This is a genomic window from Nocardia sp. NPDC102475, assembly GCF_055584605.1.
On sequence record NZ_JBVJLS010000005.1, the window covers coordinates 211692 to 234090 of the forward strand.

The 22399-nt window shown below is 65.4% G+C and carries 9 protein-coding genes (1 of these 9 running past the window's edge); 5 read left to right on the forward strand and 4 right to left on the reverse strand.

What is annotated here, in order from left to right; all coding sequences use genetic code 11:
* On the forward strand, window positions 1–12571 hold the 3' end of the coding sequence (locus tag ACZ60G_RS11440) for a PfkB family carbohydrate kinase (protein ID WP_465809478.1). It extends 23459 nt beyond the left edge of the window; the window shows 12571 of its 36030 coding nt (coding positions 23460–36030); the start codon falls outside the window, past its left edge; its stop codon occupies window positions 12569–12571.
* A 478-nt stretch (window positions 12572–13049) separates the two neighbouring features.
* Window positions 13050–13880: an alpha/beta fold hydrolase gene (locus ACZ60G_RS11445; protein ID WP_465809480.1), complete on the forward strand. Its 831-nt coding sequence runs from the start codon at window positions 13050–13052 to the stop codon at window positions 13878–13880.
* 148 nt (window positions 13881–14028) lie between these two features.
* Here the strand turns inward: ACZ60G_RS11445 and ACZ60G_RS11450 are convergent, their stop codons facing one another.
* Window positions 14029–15438: an aminotransferase-like domain-containing protein gene (locus ACZ60G_RS11450; RefSeq protein ID WP_465809482.1), complete on the reverse strand. Its 1410-nt coding sequence runs from the start codon at window positions 15436–15438 to the stop codon at window positions 14029–14031.
* 64 nt (window positions 15439–15502) lie between these two features.
* On the opposite strand from ACZ60G_RS11450, the gene ACZ60G_RS11455 reads away from it, so the two are divergent.
* The 3 genes from ACZ60G_RS11455 (at window position 15503) to ACZ60G_RS11465 (ending at window position 17240) form a co-directional block, all read left to right on the forward strand.
* Window positions 15503–15823 (forward strand): cupin domain-containing protein, encoded by a 321-nt coding sequence (locus ACZ60G_RS11455; protein WP_465809483.1) that lies wholly within the window; start codon window positions 15503–15505, stop codon window positions 15821–15823.
* Between the two features lie 99 nt (window positions 15824–15922).
* On the forward strand, window positions 15923–16660 hold the full coding sequence (locus tag ACZ60G_RS11460; RefSeq protein ID WP_465809485.1) for an SDR family NAD(P)-dependent oxidoreductase: 738 nt from the start codon (window positions 15923–15925) through the stop codon (window positions 16658–16660).
* 16 nt (window positions 16661–16676) lie between these two features.
* The gene (locus ACZ60G_RS11465; protein ID WP_465809487.1) at window positions 16677–17240 is read left to right on the forward strand and encodes a GNAT family N-acetyltransferase; all 564 of its coding nucleotides are present in this window, start codon (window positions 16677–16679) and stop codon (window positions 17238–17240) included.
* A 49-nt stretch (window positions 17241–17289) separates the two neighbouring features.
* On the opposite strand, the gene nuoN is transcribed toward ACZ60G_RS11465, so the two are convergent.
* From nuoN to nuoL, 3 genes are read right to left on the reverse strand one after another with little or no spacing between them, the layout of a single operon-like run.
* A complete protein-coding gene (nuoN, locus tag ACZ60G_RS11470) occupies window positions 17290–18900 on the reverse strand; it encodes an NADH-quinone oxidoreductase subunit NuoN (protein WP_465809489.1) in 1611 nt (536 codons plus the stop codon).
* Window positions 18897–20516, reverse strand: coding sequence for an NADH-quinone oxidoreductase subunit M (locus ACZ60G_RS11475; RefSeq protein WP_465809490.1), 1620 nt, complete (start codon window positions 20514–20516; stop codon window positions 18897–18899). The genes nuoN and ACZ60G_RS11475 overlap by 4 nt, the downstream gene beginning before the upstream one ends.
* Window positions 20513–22399: an NADH-quinone oxidoreductase subunit L gene (gene nuoL / locus ACZ60G_RS11480; RefSeq protein ID WP_465809492.1), complete on the reverse strand. Its 1887-nt coding sequence runs from the start codon at window positions 22397–22399 to the stop codon at window positions 20513–20515. The genes ACZ60G_RS11475 and nuoL overlap by 4 nt, the downstream gene beginning before the upstream one ends.

A 22399-nucleotide genomic window follows, 5' to 3' on the forward strand; every position in this document is an offset into this window, starting at 1 on the left:
CGACGCGGCCCGCCGGTGTGCGGCCCGGTTGCCCGGCGAGGGATGGGCGGAGTCGACCGTCGCCGAGGTGCACAGGCGCGTCCAGGAGCTGTGGCCGAGTAACGAGCCGACCGCGCAGCAGTACGTTGCGCAGCGCTATCTCGGGCTGCGTCGACTGATCGAAGCCCTTGACGACGAAAAATCTTGGAGTCAATGGGTTCACCGCCTGCACGAGCCCGGGCCGCAACTGAAGGCGCTATTGCTGAGCCGACGTGACGCCGACGAGAAGCGCGCGCTGGCCCACCGTCAGCTATGGCGTGCCGCCACGTCCGCCGGTGTGGACATGGGCCGGTGGGGCACGCTGTCGGAGTTGCGGGAAGCACTGCGCCACATGGTGAAACAGGACCTGGACTGGCTGGCGCTGGAGTTGGGATCGACTGCTCCTAACCGGTTGCGCCAGTTGGCCCGAGTGCCCGCTGAGGCACTGCTGATTCAATCCGTGATTCCGGCGATGTTCGAGTTGTTCCCTCAACTGGCTGAGGATGATCCGAGAGACAACGTGGTGCGGGCGCGCGCAGAACATTGTTTCCACCTCAGCAGAGTGGTCGATGCCGCCTACAAGATCACCGACCCGACGGCGGAAATCGACCGATTCGACATGGATCTGGATCGGTGGCTGGATTCGGCGCTGGAGGTAATGCCGGAGACCGAGGACAGGTTGCCCGTCTCCGCCGAGGGCAGCTCACCGTATATTCCGCCTGATCCGGAGATCGCCGAACATCGCAGTGGCGGTCGGCGCAATCTCGTAGGGCGGGCGGGCGCTCTGTCGACCACGCCGTTCGACGCCGTCGCCGCCCGCCTCCTACAACAAGAAATCGTGCGGGTCGAGGTGGTCGAGGACACGGCGCGGGTGCTGGTCGAGGTCCTGACCTTCGCGAACGGCGCTCAGATGATCAGGGAGACCTACGCCGATCCGTTCGACGCGTCGAAGGAGTGGCTGAACTACCAGGTGGCCAGGAAGATGCGCGCGCCGGTCGCCAGCGTCAGCTTGCCCGTCTTCGGCGGCCGTGAGCTCTACCGCGAGCTCCCTACCGCACGATCGGCGCACACTGTGCTCCCCGCGGGCACGGCGGTGGATCGCCGGTATCTCGACTCCCGTTCCGGTCTGCGTCTCGGTTTGTTCGACGCGGTCACCGGGACCGCGCGCACGTCCGCACACTGGGGCATCCGCCCGACCGGCGAGGTGGTGGCCGGGCGCGGAGCCGGCACCTCGGTGGACGAGGATGTCAGTCCGTTCGCGGCCGCGTTCGTCCGGCGCGTCGATGGCCGGGACCTGTGGCACAACCACAGCGTCGCCCGCAACGTCATCACCGACATGCGGGTGGAGGTGGCCTACCTCGGGGCGCTGATCGCAAACCCCAGCGTGCCGCCCATGCACCAGATAATGCTGCTCGATATGCACGAGCGGTTCCTGGCCGCGCTCGCCCAGGCTGAGCGGTACGCGGAGCACAGCCCCGCGCAGGTGTCGCATATCGCCGGGCTCAGTGCCGACGCACAGGTCAAGGCCCGGGCGGTGACGGACTTCGCTCTCGCGCACCCGTACTTCACGATCGTCGGTTTCGACCGTCCCGAGGTCACCGCTCATGCCGCGGAGCAGATCCTCGCGACACTGGACGAGCTGCTCACGAAATACCGCTACGCGCCCGGCTTCACCGGACTGATGACCAATATTCGGGGGCTGCGGATCGATGTCATGAGCGATCCGGACCTCGATAGCTCAGCAGAGGGCGCGCTCAACAGCGACCGGACAGCCTGGATGACAATCAACCTGCGTCGGCTCGCCGACGGTATGGACGCGTTCGAACGCACCCGCAGTGACGCCGCCGCCGGAATACACCCGAGCACGGGGAACCCCCTGCGCGACTACCTCACCCACGAATTCGCGCACGCCATCGATAACGCCACGAAGGGGAAACTGAGCCGCAACGTCGAAACCGTGCTGCGCGACACGTGGGCGCACTGGCATGCGCAGGGCCTGATCGACGAGTCCTGCGAGCAGTGGTGGAGTGACCTACCGGCCGTCGCCTTCAAAGACCGAGACAAAAAGATTCTGGACCCGAAGGAAACGATCGGCGCCGGGTTCGCCGATGGGGAGACGAACGGCGTCATCGCACACAAGGCGCGGTCGGTCGTGCACCAGTACGTCACCACGCTGCGCCCGCCGGTCATCACGGCGCCCGACCAAGCCGAAACGCCGATCGATAGATCGGCGCTGCGGGCGGAGCTGGCCGAATCGCTGCAGGTGGATCCGGACCTGGTGCGGCACGCGCCGCTACGCGAGGGATTGAACGTGGTGTTGACGCGGCTGCGGCATTTCGATCCCGCGAGCTGGGAACGAGCGAAGCAGGCGGGTGAGCTGACCCGGATCGGCCGCTGGATCGGGGAGTGGTTGCGGCTGGACGCGGATTTCTGGGCCGCGTCGGTCGACCGGATCCAACACGAAGGAGATCCGGCCCGAAAAGCCGAACTCGACCGCACAAGAGCCGAACTGGCCGGCCGGAGAAAAGATCTCGATAACGATCTGCGCCATGTGGTCGGGCTGGCAGGCAAGGCGTGGTTGACCGGACCAGCAGTCACCGTCGACCCGTTGGTCGCATTGCGGCGAATCGCCGCCGAGATGCGATCCAGGGAATTGTCGAGATTGATCGTGGCGCTCGCACGGTTCCTCGACCCTGGTGGGCTCGGGCCGGTGCCGAGCCCGGTCACCGCTGCGGACCCGATCGGTGCGGTGTCGACCGCCGAGCCTTCCGTCGAGTCGGTCGCCGCGCGCGAGGCCGCCGAACGGTGGCACGCACTGCGCACGTCGCTGGCCGAACTGATCGAGATCGACCCGGACGAGGTGCGGGCCGCACCGCTGCAATGGGCGCTGGACCGGGCGCTGGATCGGTTGCGGGACTTGACTTCCGGGCAGTGGCGGGATGCGGTCGAGGCGGGCCTGCTGCCGCACCTGCTGTCCTGGATCAAGGACACGGTGCGGTGGCAGCGAGACGTCGCCGCCGCGATGACACAGATGGCCTGGTGGGGACCACCTGATCCCGCGGTGTGGGATCGCTTGCAGCGCAGGGCTGATCGGATCGAAAGGAAGCTGACCGAGATGGTCGGCGGCGCGGATTCGGTGGCGGAGTCGGTCACCACCGACCCGGTCACCGAGCTCGGGCGGCTGAGTGGGCGAACCGACGCTTCTCGGATGCTGAAGCTGCTCGCGGACGCGGAGTCGTTCCTGGCACTGGATGGGGTCGGCGTGGACCTGCGGCCCGGCCCGGAAACGGTGGCGCGATTGACCGGTGCGGACGCGGACATCGTTCCCGCGCTGGTGGATGGCCGCCACCCGGCCAGGACCGATACGGAGCGGCGGGTGCTCACGATGGCCTCGTGGCTGGGGTATCCGATCCGCACCGAGACGAGCGCTCGAGCGCTCGGTGACTGGCGAGCGGTTGTCGAGCATTTCATCGAGAACGAGGCCCCCGAGGAGTTTCCGTTGACCGGAGCTCGGGACCCCGCAACACCCCCTGTCGATCTGGACCGGGCCGATATCGACACGCTGCAGCGCGCGATGGCGGATGGGGTGCTGACCTCGGTCGAGCTCGTCCGGGCGTATCTGCACCGGATCCGGTTGGTGGACCCGGATCTGCATGCGATTCATGTGCTGCATCCGAACGCTCTCGATGAGGCCGAGCGGATGGATGCCGAACGTCGACAGGGACATGTGCGGGGACCGCTGCACGGAATTCCACTTTTGATCAAGCCGAATATCGATGTAGCCGGACTGCCGACGACCGCCGGCGCGGTGGCGCTGCGCAATTCGTATCCCTTCCTCGATGCCGTCGTGGTGCAGCGAGCTCGGGCGGCCGGAGCCATACTGCTCGGTGAAGGCAATATGACCGAACTGGCGAATTTCGTCAGCGATGGCATGGAGGCCGGCTATAGCACTCTCGGCGGGACCGTACTCAATCCGTACAACCGGGAGTTCCCAGCATCTGGATCCTCTACCGGGTTGGCAGTTGCCGTCGCGGCGGCGGAGGCCACGGTAGCCATCGGCACCGAGACCTCGGGGTCGATCAACAGTCCGGCGGTGGTCAACTCGGTGGTCGGGGTCAAACCAACGGGCGGGTTGCTGCCCAAAACCGGAATTATGCCGGGCGCGGGCACCTTGGACACCGCGGGCCCCATCGCCCGGACGGTGTACGGCGCGGCAGCGCTGCTCACCGTGTTGGCCGGAACCGACCCACAGGATCCGGCGACGGCGGTCATCGCGGGCAGCGCCGACACGGATTACACCGCCGCACTGTCCGTCGACGCCCTGCGTGGCAGCCGAATTGGTGTGGCTTTCGTGGCGGGGGTGCCCGCACCCCCCGAGTTCATTGCGGCGCAAGCGGTACTCATAGCGCGAGGCGCGACACTGATCCCGGTCGAGGTGCCCCTGACCGGCCTGCCCAAAGCCCTCGCCCCCTACGAGCTCAAGCGGGATTTCAATGGCTACCTGGCCCGGCTGCCTGCGAGCGCGCCGATCAAAACGCTGGACGACCTGATCCGTTTCAACCGGGCCAATGCCTACACATTGGGCACAACCCTGTACGGGCAGGGCAGGTTGATCGACGCCAGCACGAAAGACCTGGACGATCCAGCGGTATTGGAGGAATACCAGGTTCATCGCGCCCATGTTGTGGCGACGGCACGGGAACGGCTCGACTCCGCATTCGATCACCGATTGGACGGGTTGCTGTTCGTTAGGGACACCGGAGCCCAGCTGAGCGCCAGGGCAGGGTATCCGGCCGTCGCGCAGCCGATCGGATACCGCACACCTGACGGTAAGCCGGAAGGATGGATGTGGGTCGGCCCCCCGTTCTCCGAGGCGTCTCTGCTGGCCTTTGCGTATGACTTCGAGCAGGCGGCGCAGGTGTGGCGTCCGCCCGCCGAGATCAATCCCAAGCTGTTCGCGAAAACAAAGTCACGGCCCGCAGACGAGCGGTTGAGCCCGCAGGCATCGCCCCCGCACACCGAATCCCCCAGGGCCACACCATGGTCGGGACTCGCCAGGCCCACCGATGGACAGGATCGGCAGGATAATTCGTTAGCTCCGCCTCCGTCGTCCTCGCGGGCGGCTTCTCCGGAAGAGCCCGCCACTGGTGTCGCTCCTCCAGCGTCGACTGCCGATCCGCTGGATCCCACTGATCCCGGCGACGGTCTGCCGCCTCAACAAGTGCGCGAAGCCGACCCCACCGCCCGGCTGGCGCTCGCACGTCGCGCGGACGAGGCGTCCGCGCGGCTACGCCGGGAACTCGCCCAAGTGCTGCGCGACCACGCCGTCGACCCAGCCGAACTGCTGCGGATGGGCTCGCCCGCGTGGGAGGGCTGGTTCGCCCAGCACAGCAGGGTTCGCGGCGATCTGACCCGGCTGCTCAGAATCGGGGACGGCCGGGCGGCTGACGAGTGGATCCTGCGGGCGGTGACCCGGGTGCGGTCCTATGGGCCCGCGACACCGGAATTCGTCACCGCCGCACACCAATTCGCCGAATCCCAGCCGGTCGCGAAGCTGGTCGACGATATCCATCGCCTGGATCGGTGGGCTCGGGCGATCGATGCGGTGGAAGAGGAGCTGTCCCGGCGCCGCGCGGCATCACACCGAATGATGGCGCGGGTACTCGCCCTGGTAGGTGCCGGTTTCGGTCGGGTAGACGTGCTGCTCGGCGTACTCGGGACAACGCTCGCGTCGGCGGTTGAGCAGGCAGAGGCACTGCAGCGGCTGGAGCGCCGAGCTCGTACCCTGTACCGGCTCGGCACGGCGGTATGGGATGTCGAGGGACAGTGGCGCTCCCGCGAGCCGATGCGGCAACTGCTTCGCGCCGCGACTCGCGAACACGGACTGGCGCATCAGAGCACTCGCATCGTATCGGTGGTACTGCGAGATCGCTTGCGGCGCATGCCCATCGACGCGCAGGAGTCGGCGCGGGGCGAGCGGCTACGCGGGCTGGTCCGGGACGCGGACACGCTCGCTGATCTCGACGATAAGGCGCATCGGCTGCGCACCGACCTGGATGTATGGCTGACGTGGGCCACTGCGGAACTCGCGGGTGCGCCCGTCGCGGGGCGCGTTCCCGTACGCGAGCTGCCGAATCTCGGGTGGCTGGAGCCGCATCTGGTCCCGGCACGTGACAGGGTTCTGGCTGAGCGTCGCCGTGATCTGTTCGCTCTGCTGGATGCGGAACATCAGGAGTTCGGCATCGATCCGACCGACCTGGATACGACCCGGGCCGAGGAATTGGCTCGGTTGACCGGCCTGCGGGAGCGGATGACCGCGGAGCTCGCGGAGCTGCTGGAGCTGGACCCGGACACGTCGATGCCCGGATATATCCGCAGGCAGGCCGATCAGTCCACCCGTGCCGAGGTACTCGCGCTCGCGCAGCGGGCAGATCGGCTCGACCGCGCGATCGACCTCGTTCGCCGGATCATCCACGCGACCGAACGGCTCGGCCGGATCGATACCGTGGCGGCGGCATCCGCCGAAGCCCGCAATCGGACGCAGGTCGCCAACGAGCGGCTCGCCAGCATGATGGCGGCCCATCTTCGACAGTTCCCGCTGGACCGCAATATTTTTCGGGGTGGACTCGGCACGGATTGGTCGTCGCTGCGTCTCGCGGCGACCACGTGCGAAACCTGGCTGCGCGATGCGGGCTGGGACATATCGCAGGACGGTGCGGTGCGTCCGCCCGACCTCGTGCGGACGGGTGCCGAATCGGGCCGCATGTCCGCTGTGGCTCAGCGGTATCGCGCGTTGCGCCGGATGATCGCTGTCGACGACGATGCTGGCGAGTGGGAGCGGTGGTGGCACCGCTTGCAGGCTGCGGCGTTGCCGCTTCAGGCGACGCTTTCCCGCGCACTCGACGCCGAATCGAGCCGTATGGAAGCGTCCGACGAATTGCTCCGGCTCGCCGACCGCGCCGGTGTGGAGCTCGGCCGAATGGGTTCGCCCGTGGAGCAACTCGCGGGTTTGCGTCGTCTGGTAGCACAAGCGCTGGAGCAGACGATGACGGTGCTCGGCACGAAAGCATCGATCCAGTTGCACACCCTGTCCGAAGTGCGGGCCGAGGAACTGGATCCGGTTGAGGTGGACGAGGCCGTCACCGAGTCGGTGCGGCGGTTGCGAGATCCGCTCCTTCGTGAGCAGGTGAGGCCGCTGGCCGACCGGTGCTCCGCACTGTGCGAAATGGTCAATCAGGCCGACGCGGTGCAGATCCGGACCGCTGAGCTGGACGGACTCGAGATCGATTTCGACGCCCAATTGACGACGGCGCTGGAAGTCGCGCCACCCGCGGTCGCGGAAACCGCCGCCGGTGACGGCACGGTGGCGTATGTCCGAACCGATGGGCATACCGCGGGTCGATGCGCACCGTTGACCGAGCAATTGCATCAGGATCGGACCGGCAGGCCTGATGTCGTTGTTTCGGAAAATGTTGGCCTGGATGGCTTGTCGGTGCGAGCCTGCGTGTCGGATCTGCACGGGCGTTTGCAACGGGTCGCGATCGATCCGGTCAACCCCCATCGACAGGTCGAGGAGTCGGCGCGCGAGCTGGTGGCGGGATTGCCTGCCGGGGAGCGCGACGGGGTGTCGATCGTGGTGATCGACGGGACGCACGCGGTCGACGAGTACGGGGTCAGCGGCCACATCTACCGGCTGGAATACCGGTACGACGAGCAGGTGGGGGACGGGTGGCTCGAACGGCAGGATCCCGGTAAAGGGCTGTTCGGGGTGTGGGACGACCAGACGACCGAGGCCGAGTTGAAAGGCATCTGGGTGATGGCCTTCGATAGAGATGGTCATTCGCTACTGCTGCCCGGAGCCGAAATCGACTTCCCGCCACCCGATTTCCGGATCGGTTCTGACGGCAGGGGGCCAGGGCCTGAAAGTCGGGCCGGGGATGCCGCGGTGCCCGTGCCGGAGCGCAGTCGCGGCGAAAGAATGCGCATGGTCGGCGAATGGCTGCGGGCCGTCCGGATCTTGCATAAACGGACACAACAACAACTTGCCGACGCCATGGGACTCAGTAGGAAAACCGTCATGACGGCCGAGGCAGGAGCGCGCATAACCGTTGACTATCTGCGTGGCTTCGGTCACGTTCTGGGTATTTCGGACGACGTCCTTCGTACTGCTGCTCCGCGTGAATTACGACATTTTTTCGATAATGCTCTCCCTCATCCCAAGGACCCTGCCTTCGCTACCTTCGGTGACTGGCACAGGGCCGTCCGGAACATCCGTGAGATGACTCAGCGGCAACTCGCCGACGCCATTGGTGTCCACGTGGATACGGTAAAAAGGGCGGAATCGGATGTTCGTGTATCCATAAGTTATCTGCGCAATTTCGGTCGTGTCTGCGATGTTTCGGACGAGATGCTTCGCGCCGCCGCACCACGTAATTTGGCGCGTTATTTCGACGAAACTCGTTCGGATGTCGAACCAGGATCCGGTGCGGCGGTTGATAGGGACTCATCGCCGACCCAGCCCGCCTCGTCATCAGGAAACCCTCCGGGACAGACCGCGCTGAGTGGTCGAAGGGTGGTGGCGGTCGGTGACGCTGTTATTGATGTCATCGTCGGTTACGACGAACTTCCGGCGGCGCAGGAGTATCGCGACGCGCGATCCTTTCGTGAGGTTCCGGGCGGTAAGGCTCTCAACCAGGCTGTAGCCGCCGCGCGACTCGGCGCGACGGTGCAGGTTGTGTCCGCGATCGGACGCGATAGGTTCGGCAGCGATATTCGAGCGGTTCTGCACCGTGAGGGAGTCGGCAGTGCTGGCGTACGCATCGAGAATGAGACTTCGACTGCGAAGACCGCGTGTCTCGTCGGGGCGGACGGAGAAGTGTCATTCATTTACCACGACCCCGGCGAATTGGGACTGACCAGCGAGGACATTCAACGTAACCGCGGTGCGATCGAGAACGCCGAGGTGGTGCTGCTGACATTCACCACATCTGACGCGGTTATCGCTCATGTCGCCGCTGTCGCCCGGGAGAAGGGTACGAAGGTCGTTCTGCAACCGGCTCCGCCACGCGAACAGGTTTCCTTCGACACGGTGCGTATGGCGGACATTCTCGTGCCGAACGAGATCGAGGCGCGGGCGCTGCTGTCCGCCGCGTCGATCGATGCCGCGTCGATCGATGCCGCGTCGATCGACGCGGCGTTGCTGCCCGAGCGTTTGTTCGAGTTACTGGGTGTCCCAACGATTGTGGTGACGCTCGGTGCGTCTGGATGTGCTGTGCATCATCAGGGTCGCAGCGCGCGGTTCGAGGCGCACAGCACTTCAGTCGTCGACACGACCGGCGGGAGCGACGCGTTCACCGCCGCATTGGCGGTGGCGCTGGCGGCCGGGCTGCCTATCGACCGTGCGGTGCAGGTCGGTCTATCGGCTGGTGCGCACGCGGTCGCGCATTCCGGTGGTTACGAGTCGATGCCGCATGCCGACGAACTCGATCTCTCCCTCCTGAGCGCGTCACCGGAAGCAGGTGCCGATGGTCGCGACGGCGGGCCCACGGTGGCCGAAACGCTGGACGCGGAGGGATTCCGGCGCTGGTACGAGACTCGGGCGCGGAATCGGCAGGCCGGGTTCGTGACACAAAGTCTCGGACAGTACGCGCGGATGCACGCTGTCGACGGCCGCCGGATCAGGCGGTTGCTCGCCGAGATCGGCGTGGAATCCGACCCGGCCTCTGACGAACCCGTTCCGCATCCGCATGCCTACGACCTCCCCGGTGCCTGGGCGCGTGATGTTCGCCGATACCTCGCACTGACATCCGACGAGATGGATCTGCTCACCGAGGCGGAGCCCGGGACCTGGCAGAGCATCGAGGACGGCCCCGGGGAACTGCCTACCGATCAGGTGCGAGCACTGTTGCGCCGTGTTCCCGATGCCCGTCACCTCTACGCTCCGCTCGCCCAAGCCTTCTGTCCGAATCTGGTGGCCGGTCCGCCCGCCACCGTCGGCGGGAGTCTGCGGCGGTTCCGCGAATACACCGGTTCGAGCCCGGATCGACTCGCGGTTGTACTCGGCGTAATTCCCCTGACGATCGATAAGCGGGAGGCCGCGGATCATCTGGTGCCCAGAGTGTGGGAGGCGCATGTACGAGCCCTGGCTGTCCGGTTGTCGGATGTGATCGGTGACGATGCGCCCATTGGCGCCTGCCTGCGGGTATTGCGGTTGCGCACCGGTCTCCCACGTCGGCATCTCGCCACGAAGATGGGCATGGCGGAGGAAGCTATCGCCGATATCGAGGCGGATGGTTCTCCGCCGTCCAAACAACTCGTGGAGGCTTACCTCCGGTCGATAATGCCGGGCACGCCGCATTTCCCGGAAGGCCATCCCTACGCGGGCAGCTATCTCCGATATCGCCGCGAGCAGGCGGGTGTTCGCTTGTCGCAAGTGGCGACCGCGATGGGCATGACGGAAGTCATGGTTAGAAGACGCGAGACAGGATGGGTTCCGCTGTCGACCGAGATGGTGGACGCGTATCTCGACGACAGTGCTGCCGATCTTGCTATCCGGAGCAATATCATCGAAGCATTTCCGTCGATCGATCAAGCTGTGGAACCCGCCGTGGTCAAACGGAACCTCCCCCACTGCTCGACGGAAATATTCCTATTCCCCGATCCGGGCAAGACTCGATCTCCGGCCGAGTACAAAAATGAATTCCAGCGGGTGAACAGGCTCACCGATAACGACACAAGACGTTTGTTCGGATGGAGTCCGGGTCGTCCGCCGGTGAGCGTGGACGCCGCGCTCCGGACGTACGACCGATTCCTGTGGCAGGCCGGTCCTTGGAACGATTTCGCCGCGGCGTGGGGCTACTCCTATCGCATGGATCGGCTCGGTGAATCGGCTCCGGTCCCCAGCGATTTCGCGTCGATACCCGAATGGAAGGAGGCCACGAGTCTCTATTACCGGAGAAAACCGGCACGTTCCCGAAACAACGATCCTGTTGCCGCCGTGCCGGGGAGTGCTGCTGTGTCGAGTCCGGATTCGCCATCGCCGACACCTTGGAGCCGTTCGTCCGCGATGCGATCGCCGAGCGCCGGAACGTTCGAGCAGCGGGACGAATCGAAGGCGGCGGCGAAGCAACCGGCCACCGCGGTCGATAGGTATCCGCCTGTTTCGAATCTTGTACGCGATACCGTGGGGGCATGGCTCGGCGCAGTCCGGGAACAGCGCGGATTGACTCGAGCGCAACTCGCCACTGCAATGGGTATCGAGGTCGTTACGGTAGATTCAGCTGAGAACGGCGGCGTTATCACGTTCGATTTCATCCAGCGATGGGCAAACGCGTTGAAGATTTCCCCGTATGCGCTGGATTGGGATCTGTATCCACACCTCGACGCTGGAAATGACTTCGACCTCAGATTCTCGAAGTGGGCCGCCACCGTACCGGGTTCATCGGAAGATGATGATATGCAACGAACAATAGCCGCCGAATACGACTTCATGGCACGGCAATTCGCGCGAGAGCGGCACAGTTCACGCATCTCGAAGGCCGATCTCGAAGAATATTTCCGGCAAATAATACATCGCACCGTCCGTGCAAAAGACTTTCCGATAGGACGGCTCTCTGCCCACCTCGCCGCCCGATATCGGACTGCGTTCTCGGATTTCTTGTCATCGACGGGGCTTTCGGAGGATTCGGGAGTGCGACCGCAGGGGTTCGGATCTACTTCGGCCACAGCGGTTCCGCGCGGCGATCAACAGAAGGGATCTGACGGACGTAACGTCGGTCCCCGGGGTGATACAGGCGATGTGCCACTGAAACATGTGTTCGGCACGGACGCCTGGTCATATCATCTGGGTCGCCGACATAAACCTTTTGCGGAAGCTGCGTGGGAACGGGCACTGAGTGGACTTCCCAGTAATTCGCGGATATTGGAAATCGGCGCCGGAACCGGCCTGAATACCAATGAACTGAAAAGACGGATGCCGGGTGCCGATATCACCGTGTTGGAGCCCGATGCCGCTATGCTCGAGGTACTTGTCCACAATCTCGGTGACTCGGTAACGGTGGTCCATTGCTTGGCCGAGGAGATCGCCGACCACTTCGAACCGGACACATTCGATCTCGTGATTTCGGCGGAGGCTCTCCATTGGTTGGATCTGGAAACGGTGAATCCGCAGATACATCGAGTCCTGAAATCTGGCGGGCGAGTAGTAAGTCTCTGGAACAGGACCGTTAATGACGTCACTATGCAAGATCTCAATTCTGGGCCGGAACCGTCGAGAACGTTCGAGACGGTGAATAAGGGACCTGAGGGCGAGGGTTGGAGCTCGCCGCTGTTCACCGACTTTTATCGCGGGGCTTACCCTTGGAGTGACGAGTTCAATCTCGGCGAAGTGATGTCATTGTATCATTCATATTTCGAGCATCTCGGCGATCCGGATCTTGCCGATCAGAACGATCGACATTACCGAGAGGCGTTCGCTCGGCACGCGAACCCCGAGACAGGTTTGATCAGAATGTCTTTCAGCACCATCCTATGGCGCGCAAACCCCCTGAAGTAAATATGGCAGTAGCTGAGGGACCGACAGCCCGAGATCGGTGACGCGGGCACCGTTTCCGGAGATCGGAATCCAACCGGGAGGCGACTCCCAGGTACATCTCGTCCAGCCTGGCCGCGTGCTCGGACAGCAACGCGCCAGGTTCCACCGGGAGGTCCACCGCGTTCATGCCGGAGTCGCGGGCGGCCTCGCACACCTCACCTGCGCCCGCGGTTCACGCCACCTCGACAAGGTGACGGCGAAGGTGTTGCGCTGCTCGAGATGTCGATGGAACTGCTCCTGGTCGCCATCATCGGCGGCAGGAACGTCCGCACCGTCGCCAGTCGCCCGGCCAGCTCCTCCAGTCGTTGCCCGGCCAATCCAGCACAGGACATCTCCAGCAACCTTGGAAATAAAAGTTGGTGGCGGACCGATTAATTCGTGCGGTAAGTCCGGTCAACATTCTCGGCAGATCCATGACTACTTGTTCGAGGAGATCTTGATGACCCCGACTTCGACCACCACCACACACAGCCTGGACGTGCCCGGGGCGCGACTGCACTACGAGGTGCGCGGTACCGGACCGCTGGTCGTATTGGTCGGCGCCCCGATGGATGCAGCGGCCTTCGCGCCGCTGGCGGAACTGCTCGCCACCGACCGCACCGTGCTCACCACCGACCCGCGCGGCCATCAGGGCAGCGTGCTCGACGACCCGGAGCAGGACTCGACACCGCAGCTGCGCGCCGACGACCTGGCCTGCCTCATCACCCACCTCGGCATCGGGCCCGCTGTGGTATTCGGCTCCAGCGGCGGCGCTGTGAGCGCATTGGCCCTGGTCCAATCCCAGCCGGACCTGGTCACCACCGTAATCGCCCACGAACCGCCGCTGGGTGAACTCCTGGACGACCGCGACCAGGTGCGCGCCGGAACCGAAGACGTGATCGCCACCTACCGCAGCGGGGATGGGCTCGGCGCATGGCGCAAGTTCATGGCCAACGCGAACATCATGATGCCCGAACCGGTGCTACAGCAGGTGTTCGGCGGTGAACGCGACCCGCGCCAGCTGGCCAGCGAACGCTACTGGTTCGATCATGAGCTGCGCGGCACCACCACCTGGGAGCCGAATATCGCTGTGCTGCAATCGACTCCGGCCCGCATCGTAATCGGCATCGGCTCTGAATCGACCGGCCAGCAGTGCGACCGCACGTCGCGGGCACTCGGCGAAGCCATCGGGGTGACTCCGACCGTATTCCCCGGCGGACACACCGGATTCGTCGAGGACCCAGCCGGTTTCGCCGTGCGATTGCGTGAGGTCCTCGGAGGTGCCGTTTAGCACAGCCATACTCGCGCATGGCGTGCGGTCACATCGAAAGCCTCAGCTCAGGTCAGGCTGTGCGGGACCGGCTGCGGTCAGCACCGTATCTCGCACGCACAGTGATGTTTCCACGCTGAGACGATGTTCGCGTCTCGGACATGTCATGCTAAACAGCCAGTGGCGGTGACGCCGGGCCGGGCTGGGGAGGAGGTTCGTAGGTCCGCCATGCCTCAGCCAAGCGGCGTGCGGCCTCGCGCAGGCTGTCGGGATCGGCGACAAAGCTGATTCGGACGTAATCGATGCTGCCGCCGGAGGCGTCGAGCCCGGCGCCGGGCAGGATCGCGACGCCGTATCGCAGGGCGCGCTGGGCGAACGAGGTGCCATCCCCGTGGGATAGCCGGATCCACAGTGTCTGGCCGCCGGACACCGGAGGGACCTCCCATTCCGGCAGGCGCTCGCCCAGCTCGGTCACCAGAACGTCGTGGCTTTCCTTGCGCTGCTGCGTGATTCGCTCGCGCAACCGGTCGAGGTCACGCAGCAGCCAGGCGGCGGCCAACTGCGCTGGGATATTGCCGCCGAGATCGTGCACGGCGCGCAGCCGGGACAACCGGGCGATGACCGGGATCGGTGCACGCACCCAGCCGACACGCAGTCCGCCCCAGACGATCTTGCTGAGCGAACCAACGGATATCACCGACTCGTCCAGGGCTGCCAGCGGCGGTGGTGGCGCATCGGTGCCGGGAAAGCCGAGATCGGTCAGCACCTCGTCGTCGATCAGCGGCACCCCGGCCGTTCTCGCCGACTCGACCAGTCTGCGCCGGGCCAGCGCGGGAAGCACCGCGCCCGTGGGGTTCTGGTAGGTCGCCACGACATACGCGAGCGCCGCCGGGGTCACCGCGCCGAGGCCCACCGGACCTGTCTGCGTTATCGCCGCGACCTCCCGAAACGCCTCCAGCGCACCGGGATACGTCGGCGCCTCCACCAGTATCCGGTCGCCGGACCGCAGCAGTGCCCGGGCGAGCAGCGACAGCGCCTGCTGCCCGCCACCGGTGACGAGAATCTGTTCCGGATCGGTCGGCACGCCGCGTACCCGGTATCGATCGGCGATCGCGTTGCGCAACAGCGGATGTCCGGTCGGCCGATAACCTATATCGCCCTCGACCGCGGCGAGTTCGGGCACGATGTGCCGATACGCTTGAGCCACCTCGGGCGGCGGTGTCGCGGGGGCGGCACAGGCGAGCGCGATGACATCGGCGTCCGGTTCGAGCAGTTGCAGGAAGGCCGGAGAATGGGTGGTCTCGCGCGCCGGAACTGCCGCGGGTCCCGCGACCCGGGTGCCGCTGCCCTGCCTGCGCACCACCCGGCCCTCCACGCTGAGCAGGTCATAGGCCGCCACGACCGTACTGCGCCCTACCGCAAGTACTCTCGCGAGCCCGCGGTCGGGCGGCAACGGCATGCCCGGCCGCAGTTCACCGTCATCGATCAGCGTCCGCAATCGCCCGGCCAACAGCAAATAGAGCGGCCCGCGGTCGGCGGACCAGCGGCCGAGCCGATCGGCAAGTTCAATTGGCTTCATATGCAAACCAATTCTGCCCGATTGGCTCTAGGGGCGCGCCCCTTGTCATCGCGAGGATGAAGTCATGAGCAAGATCTCCATCACCGATGTCATCGACGACCTGACCGGACCATGGCAGCCGCGGGACCTGGCCAGCGCCAACGACGCCGTGGTCCGCATCGCTCGCTTCCACGGCGCATTCCCCTGGCACCACCACGACGAGGACGAGCTGTTTCTGTGCTGGAACGGCACCTTCCGCATCGAATTACAGGACCGCGAGCCGGTGACGCTCGGTCCCGGCGAGATTTTCGTCGTTCCGCGCGGAATCGAGCATCGGCCGGTGGCCGAGGAACCGGCTCACGGGATCATGATCGAACGGCCCGAAACCGAACAGTACGGCAACTGAGCACGCTCGGAGCCGGACGCAAGCTCATCCGGCTCCGAGCCTGTCCGATACCTCGCCCCAATCGTGAGAACAGCGAAATGTTCGTGGCAGGGTGAAGGAATGAGTCGTGGTGTGTTGGTGACGGGGGCTTCGCGGGGGATCGGGCGGGCGGTTGCGGTGGCATTCGCCGAGAACGGCGACCGGGTGGCGGTGCATTACTCCTCCGGGCGCGCCGATGCCGAGGAGACGTTGCGGCGGCTGCCGGGTGACGGGCATGTCCTCGTCGCAGGCGATATCGGTTCGCCGGAAGCGGCCGAAGCGATCGTCGCGGCGGCGGTCGAGGGACTCGGGACCGTGCACGTGCTGGTCAACAATGCGGCGGTGAACCTTCCGCATCCCCTCGCGAAAACCTCGTACGCGCAATGGCAGCAGGTGTGGCGCAAGACCATGGACGTCAACCTTTTCGGCACGGCGAATGTCTCCTATTGCGCCGCCCGTCACATGATCGATAACGAGGTTCCCGGTCGCATCATCAATCTCGGCTCCCGCGGCGCATTCCGCGGTGAACCCGACTATCCCGCCTACGGTGCCACGAAGGCAGCAGTCCACGCGCTGGGCCAATCGCTCGCGGTGTATTTGGCTCCCTACGGAATCGCGGTTGCCTCGGTGGCACCGGGCTTCGTAGCGACCGAACGCGTCGCGTCCCGCGTCACCGACGAGGTCCGCGCTCAGAGCCCCTTCGACCGCGTCGCCCAACCCGAGGAAATCGCCTCCGCCGTCCGCTATCTCGCCTCGCCGGAAGCGACATGGAGCTCCGGCGCAGTCCTGAACGTCAACGGAGCCTCATACCTGCACTGAACCGCTAGGGGGACACATGACACAGCAGCTACCACCTTGGCCGGGCTCGCCACCGACCTGCGGCCCGGTCATCCTGCGGGAGTACACCGACGCCGACACCCACCTCGCGATCGAGATGGGTGCGGATCCGTACATCCCGTTGATCGGGAGCTTGCCCGCTTTCCCGACCGCCACCGAGGCACTGGACTGGGTGCACCGTCAACGCGGCAGGCACGCCGAAGGAATCGGTTTCTCCTTCGCCATAGCCGATGCCGAAACCGGCAACGCTGTCGGCGGGATCGGTCTTTGGCTGCAAAACCTGGCGAAAGGCCGAGCGGCAGTGGGCTATTCGGTCTCTCCGGCGCATCGCGGCCGCGGATTCGCTGGGGCCGCACTACAAGCCCTGACAACTTTTGCCTGGACCATCCCCACTCTGCACCGCATCGAGCTCTATATCGAGCCATGGAATACCGGCTCGATCCGCGTCGCGGAATCCGGCGGATACCTCCGCGAGGGCCTGCTACACAGCTACGAGGAGCTCGGCGGCACCCGACGCGACATGCTCCTCTACGCCATCACGCGCGACGCCGACACATCCTGAAACACGACACCGCCGCACCCCACTCGGGTGCGGCGGTGTCGTGAGGGACTCAGCGGACGAAAGTTGATGCGCGGTCGGACAAGTCGAGCAGCATTTGCGGGATGATGCCGAGCAGGACAGTGGCGCCCACGGTGAATGCGACGACTGTGGTGGTGAGGAATGGTGCCGCGACGGTCGGGGCGTCGGTGGGCGGGTCGGTGAAGAACATCAGGACGATGACGCGGATGTAGAAGAAGGCGGCGATGGCGCTGGAGATGACACCGACGATCACCAGGTAGCCGGCGCCGCCGGAGGCGGCGGCTTGGAAGACCGCGAACTTGGCGACGAAACCACCGGTGAGCGGCAGGCCCGCGAACGAGAGCAGGAACAGGGCGAAAACTGTTGCCAGCCAAGGGGAGCGGCGGCCGAGCCCGGCCCACTGGGACATCGCGGTGGCCTCGTCACCGTCGGCATCGCGGACCAAACTGACAACCGCGAACGCACCGAGCGTGCCAAGGCCGTACGCCAACAGATAGAACAGGATCGCCGAGGTACCAGCCTCGTTCGCCGCAACTAGACCGGTCAGGATGAATCCGGCATGTGCGACCGAGGAGTAGGCGAGCATGCGTTTGACGTCGGTCTGCGTGATCGCCATGACCGCGCCGATCACCATGGTCGCGATGGCAATGGCGGCGAGCACCGGACGCCAGTCGTCACGCAGACCGGGCACGGCGATCTGCAGCACCCGCAGCAGCGCGCCGACTGCAGCGATTTTTGTGGCCGCGGCCATGAATCCGGTCACCGAACTGGGCGCGCCCTGATACACGTCCGGCACCCAGGATTGGAACGGCACAGCGCCGATCTTGAACAACAGCCCCACCGCCAGCATCGCCACACCGAGCAACGCCAGGGTGGTGTTCTGCGGATGCTGGGTTATCGCGTCGGCGATCCCACCGAGCTTGACCGTCCCCGCCTGCCCGTAGAGCAGCGCGACGCCGTAGAGGAAGAACGCGGACGAAAACGCCCCGAGCAGAAAGTATTTCAGCGCGGCTTCCTGCGAGAGCAACCGCTTGCGCCGCGCCAGCCCGCACAGCAGATACAGCGGCAGCGACAACACCTCCAACGCCACGAACATGGTCAGCAGATCATTCGACGCCGGAAACAGCAGCAGCCCACCGATCGCGAGCATGGTCAGCGGGAACACCTCGGTGGTCGCGACACCCGCACGGACCGCGGCCATTTCACCCGCACTACCGGGCACCGCGGAGGCCTGCGGGGTGAACGCATCCACGCCGCTACCGACAGCGGCCGCGGCAACACTCCAGGTCCCGGGACCGGAACGCACCTGCGGCCGCGGCTCGGCACCGCGTTCGGCCATGAACAGCAGCGCCAGAATCGACACGACCAGAATCGTGCCCTGCAGGAACAGCGTGACACCGTCGATCGCCACCGCACCGACCATCACGGTCGCCTCGGTCCCGGACAACCGCAGCACCGCAACCAGCGCCGCCACCAACCCGGCCAGCCCGAGCGGCACCTGGATGGCATACCGGTGGCGGCGCGGCGCGAACGCCTCGACGAGCACCCCGACCACCGCCACCCCGAACACGATCAGCATCGGCGACAACTTGGCGTATTCGATGCTCGGCGCGGGCATACTTGCCGCGAGCAGACTACTCATTTGTGGGCACCTCCGTGATCGGCCCCCGCTGCGGGGATCGCGGGCGTCTTCGGCGCGGGATCATGGACGCCGATGGTGGTCAGCGTCTGACCCACCGCGGGATTGATGAAGTCCAGCACCGGTTTCGGATAGATGCCGAGGAACAGCAGCGCCGCGATCAACGGCACCACCACCGCCAACTCGCGCGGCACCAGATCATAGAGGCGCTCGTTGCCCTCCTTGACCGGTCCGGTCATCATCCGCTGGTACATCCACAGCACGTACAGCGCGGCCAACACCAGCGCTCCGGTCGCGATCACCGCCGCGAACCCGTACCGGCTGAATGTGCCCAGCAGCACCAGGAATTCGCTGATGAACGGCGCCAGACCGGGCAGTGACAGGGTGGCGAGACCGGCGATGAAGAAGGTGCCCGCCAGCACCGGCGCCACCTTCTGCACCCCGCCATAGGCGGCGATGGCCCGAGTTCCCCTGCGCGACACCAGGAATCCCGCGATCAGGAACAGTGCCGCGGTCGAGATGCCGTGATTGACCATGTACAGCGTGGCCCCGGTCTGGCCCTGACTGGTCATCGCGAAGATGCCCAGAATGATGAATCCGAAGTGCGAGATCGAGGTGTAGGCGATCAGCCGCATCACATCGGTCTGCCCGATGGCCAGCAGCGCGCCGTAGATGATGCCGATCACCGCGAGCGTGATCACCAGGGGCGCATAGGTTCCCGAGGCATCCGGGAACAGCAGCAGGCAGTAGCGCAACATGCCGAAGGTGCCGACCTTGTCGACCACCGCCATCATCAACACCGCACTCGACGGCGTCGCCGCGACCGCCGCATCCGGCAGCCACGTGTGCAACGGCCACAGCGGCGCCTTCACCGCGAAGGCGAACATGAACCCGAGGAACAGCGCATTCAGCACCGCCGGACCGGCGCCGAGCTGTCCGGCATTGGCCGCCGCCACCACGGTGCGGAAGTCGAAGGTCCCCGACGATCCGGATCCGAGGCCCTGCCGCGCGGTGAGCACATACAACCCGATCACCGCGGCCAACATGATCAGACCGCCGAACAGGTTGTACAGCAGGAATTTCACCGCCGCCCGCGAGCGCTGCTGACGATGCGCCAGATCGGCACTGCGCGGCCCGAATCCGCCGATGAGGAAGTACATCGGGATGAGCATCGCCTCGAAGAACACGTAGAACAGCAGAATGTCGAGCGAGACAAAGGAAATCAGCACCATCGCCTCGACGAGCAACGTCAACGCGACATAGGTGTGCGACACCCGCCGCCCGCTGCCGACCTCGCGCTCATCGTTCCACCCGGCCAGGATCAGCAGCGGTACCAGCGCCGCGGTGAGCAGCACCAGCACCAGCGCGATCCCGTCCAACCCGAGCGTGTAACCCGCGCCGAAGGCCGGAATCCACTCGTGCGATTCGACGAACTGATATTGCGCCCCACCGGGTTCGAAGCGCACGGCCAATACGATGCCGAGCACCAGCACCGCCAATGCGACAACGAATGCCAGCCCGCGCGCCAGGGTGCGCTGCGACGCGGGCAACAGCAGCACCACCACCGCGCCGACAACCGGCAATAACCACAGTGTGGTCAACCAGGGAAAGTCACTCACCAGAGCCTCACTGCCAGCAGGGCGGCGGCCACCAGTGCCGCGCCGGTGAACATGGACAGGGCATACGACCGGACGAAGCCGGACTGCACTTTCCGGATTCGCCCGGACAGTCCGCCGATCAGCGCGGCGGTCCCGTTGACGATGCCGTCGATGCCGCGATTGTCGAGGAAGACCAGCGATCGGGTCAGATACGCACCGGGACGCATGAATACGCCCTCGTTGACCGCGTCGCCGTAGAGATCCTTGCGAGCCGCGATCGTCAACGCCGACACCGCTTCCGGTGCGGTCTCGGGAATCTCACGCTGCGCGAACTGGTTGTAGGCCAAGCCGATTCCGACGGCGACCACCAGCAGCGCCAGGACGGTCACCACGCCCGCGGGCACGACCTCCTCGCCGTGATGCGCCCCGACCACAGGTTCGAGCCAGTTCTGCAGCGACGACCCGAAGACGAACAGCCCACCCGCTGCCACCGAACCGATCGCGAGCAGAATCATCGGGCCGGTCATCACCGCGGGCGCCTCGTGCGGATGGGTGTCAGGCTTCCAGCGACGCTCGCCGAAGAACGTCAGCATCATCACGCGTGTCATGTAGAACGCGGTCAGCCCGGCACCGAACAGCGTCACCGCGCCCAGTGCCAAGCCGCTTGCGCCGCCCTGGTTGAACGCGGCCTCGATGATCCGGTCCTTGGAGAAGAATCCGGCGAACGGCGGCACGCCGATGATCGCCAGATAGCCGAGCCCGAAGGTGACGTAGGTGACCGGCAGCAGTTTGCGCAGTCCGCCATAGCGGCGCATATCGGTCTCGTCGTCCATCGCGTGCATGACCGATCCGGCACCGAGGAACAGCCCGGCCTTGAAGAAACCGTGGGTGAGCAGATGCATGATGGCGAACGCGTATCCGGCCGGCCCGAGGCCTGCGGCCAGCACCATATAACCGATCTGGCTCATGGTGGAAGCCGCGAGTGCCTTCTTGATGTCGTCCTTCGCGCAACCGACGATCGCACCGAACAGCAGCGTCACCGCGCCCACGAGCACGACTCCGAGCCGCGCATTGGGCGCGAGATCGAAGATCGGCCCGGAGCGCGCGATCAGATACACACCCGCCGTCACCATGGTGGCCGCGTGGATGAGCGCGGAGACCGGTGTCGGACCCTCCATGGCGTCACCGAGCCAGGACTGCAGCGGCACCTGCGCGGACTTACCGCACGCCGCCAGCAGCAGCAGCAACCCGATCGCTGTCAGTGTGCCCTCGCCCGCCTGCGGTGCGGTCGCGAACACCGAGCCGAAGTCGATCGAGCCGAAGGTCGCGAACATGGTGAACATGGCGATCGCCAACCCCATATCACCGACCCGGTTGACCACGAACGCCTTCTTGGCCGCGGTCGCCGCGGTCGGCTTGTGGTACCAGAAACCGATCAGCAGGTAGGAGGCCAGACCGACGCCTTCCCAGCCGAGGTACAGCACCAGGTAGTTGTCCGCCAGCACCAGCAGCAGCATGGCCGCGAGGAACAGATTCAGGTAGGCGAAGAACCGCCGCCGTCCCGGATCGTGATTCATATAGCCGACGGAATAGATGTGGATCAGCGATCCGACGCCGGTGATCAGCAGCGCGAAACACACCGACAGCTGGTCCAATTGGAGGCTGAAGTCCACCTGCAACCCGTCGACCGGCACCCAGCTGAAGAAGTCCTGGTGGATTGCGCGGGCGGCATCATCACGGTCGAGCATGTGGAAGAACGCGACCACGGCGAAGCCGAACGAGGCCAGCGCGGTGGCACAGCCGAGCAGATGCCCCCACTTATCGCTGTAGCGCCCGATCAGCAGCAGCACGACGGCACCGGCCAGCGGCAGTGCGGGCAGCACCCAGAGCGTTGCGGTATCCAC